Annotated in this window: 2 protein-coding genes; both read left to right on the top strand. The window is 36.2% G+C overall.

Going from position 1 to position 2,360, the window contains the following annotated elements:
* On the top strand, positions 1 to 1,010 hold a 1,010-nt coding region (locus BLS65_RS17590; RefSeq protein WP_092441092.1), incomplete at its 5' end, for a hypothetical protein.
* A 16-nt stretch (positions 1,011 to 1,026) separates the two neighbouring features.
* Positions 1,027 to 2,154: a hypothetical protein gene (locus BLS65_RS17585; RefSeq protein ID WP_212590594.1), complete on the top strand. Its 1,128-nt coding sequence runs from the start codon at positions 1,027 to 1,029 to the stop codon at positions 2,152 to 2,154.
* Positions 2,155 to 2,360: the final 206 nt, after the last annotated feature.

Raw genomic sequence — 2,360 nt, 5'->3', positions numbered from 1 at the left:
AAATGCACCTAAAAAAGTGGCACAACTTCGACCGAAACGCCTGGCACAACTTGAACCGAAATGGGTGGCACAACTTCGACCGTTTTATCTACATCCTGATTCAAGATGAGAATGTAGAAGCTATTCAAGACGGTTTAATTCCATATTCGTTTCATGAAGATATTAGTGATAGAGTAAAAACCAAGCAGGAAAAACGAATTATTAACTCTTTGAATGAGATAAAGATAAAAAATTCAAACATGTACAATCGTGTAACAGGTTTAGTTTCTGTGAGTCTTGAAAAGAGTTCTTTTGATAAATTTAGATTGGGTGGCGCAAACACGATTACATATGGTGTTGCTGATCCTGATCGAACTTTTAGAACTGATTATGAATTGCTTTCTCTTGCCAATCTTACTGATGAGTTGAATAATACATTTATCTCTCCTCAGCCTACCACCATTATAAAAGATGCAATATTGGTAAGAAAATTTAGTAGTGAAGAGAAAAATAAAATCATAAAAATGATTACAGATGGCGGAGATAAGGAACCTGAATTGTTTGCTAATTGGTGTAATCGTATTAAGTTGATAAGCGAGGAGAGGGCAAAGGTTTTGCATGACGCTTTTGCAAAGAAAAGTATTTTGCTGATAACTAATGATTTTTTGAACGAGTTGTACTATGAGGTTAAACGGGATGAAACGACATTATATATGACTATGGGTAAGCATAATGTCATTTATTTGAACTATGATAAAATGGCAGATAACCTAATTTTTTTGCAGAAGCTTGCCCATGAGATGCGTCATGTTGAATATCCTATGGTTAATACTTATAATAGTTTGAAATGGTTGATTATAAGGAAGAAATCAAATCAGCAAAGAGACTATTCATTAGGCGATGAGCTTAACAATAATGGGGCTTGCAGTTGTGGCGCATCACATGAGAAAAACAATCCAGAGAATACTGAGGTTTGTGCTGAGGAAAATAAGTATATTGAGTATGTGGATCATTTGGGCAAAAACAAATAACAAATTAATTAGCAGTATGATGTGTCGTGTTATAATAGTATTAAAATTCTTGCTGTTGTCTGGTATCTGTGGCGTGGCACAGATACAACAATCAAGTGTGTGGATTCCGGCATGCACACCTATTCCGAAGGAGGTGGTTAAAATTGTTAAAGAAGAGACGGAATTAGAACTCCTTCTTTATAAAATGAAGGTAAACCCCGTATTAAAGTTAAGAGATATAGCCGAAATTGATGGGGCAAGTATTTTATTTTATCGATCTCCTCGTATGGTTTTGTTTAATCCACCTATGGACAACGGTAGTTACAAGATGATTTTGGATGTTCGCCGCTGGCCAGAGGAAACCTCTAGTGCCTTACCAAAACTAAGCCTACAAAATTTTTATTTGGTAACAAAGAAAGGCAATCGATTTGTTAACGAGGAGTCTTCCTTCGATCAAAAGGGGGAGCCTATTAACTGGAAGGAGATTCCTGCCTATTCAGATACTCTTTCGTTCGACCTATGGTCAAAAGACTTTCCATTTGATGAACGTTATATAGTCTATTATGATTCTACGGAGAATAAGGTATATCCAGTTGGTGGTGCTGCTATGTTATATCCAATAAAAAATGGATGGTTGTCGCCCTATCTTACCATGCTTTCTTTCATCGCGGAACTAAATCTTAAGATTCGCTTGGATCGATTTAATTTAAAACAAGATAGTGATGGTAACAAACTTTTGATGCTGGATGGCCTTGAAAAATTTGGTGCACTCGATTCTATCAACCCTAACTCGGATAAGTATATCAAGAGTGGTAAGGTGGTTTTTTATTATTATCTAGTTGGATGTGATTTGACTGAGGGATTGCCTGCTATAGTGAAAACCACTGCTGTTAATCGCTACTTCAATGGCGAGGTGGAGCTCACTTATTATAAAGGCCATGTTGTTGAAGATGCTAATTCACAGGATGGCTATAGATATAAATTTCAGGAGATTCGCTATTTTTTACGCAACATTCCTCGAGAATACGGGGAAACTCTACCTATAGTGAGGGATTTGTCGGATAGGGAGTTGAACGAACTTATGAAAACCCCTTACGAAAGATTTTTGGTTTTTCCGTATGATGAGTATTCTAAAAAAACGGAAAAGGAAATACCAAAGGAATGACGCGATTGAACTATATTTTATGCAGGAAGATAAAGTTTGGCTTAAAGAAGGAACATTGAGTTTGCGTCTTTCAATTGATGCTGTTTCGAATTGCTATTTTCTATATTTAGAGTAATACCTTAAATCCGCAGGTCGATTGCTAGGTTTTAAATCTTAGCGTATTTAGGTTTGCTTGGTGGATATTTTGCCATTTTTTTGGTTCGACA

This window comes from Williamwhitmania taraxaci (assembly GCF_900096565.1).
GTDB classification, from domain to species: Bacteria; Bacteroidota; Bacteroidia; order Bacteroidales; family Williamwhitmaniaceae; genus Williamwhitmania; species Williamwhitmania taraxaci.
This window is presented reverse-complemented; position numbering and strand designations above follow the sequence as displayed.

Excerpts from the sequence above, each read along its gene's own strand:
- BLS65_RS17585 (WP_212590594.1), top strand. The coding sequence starts at position 1,027 with ATGATGTGTCGTGTTATAATAGTATTAAAATTCTTGCTGTTGTCTGGT.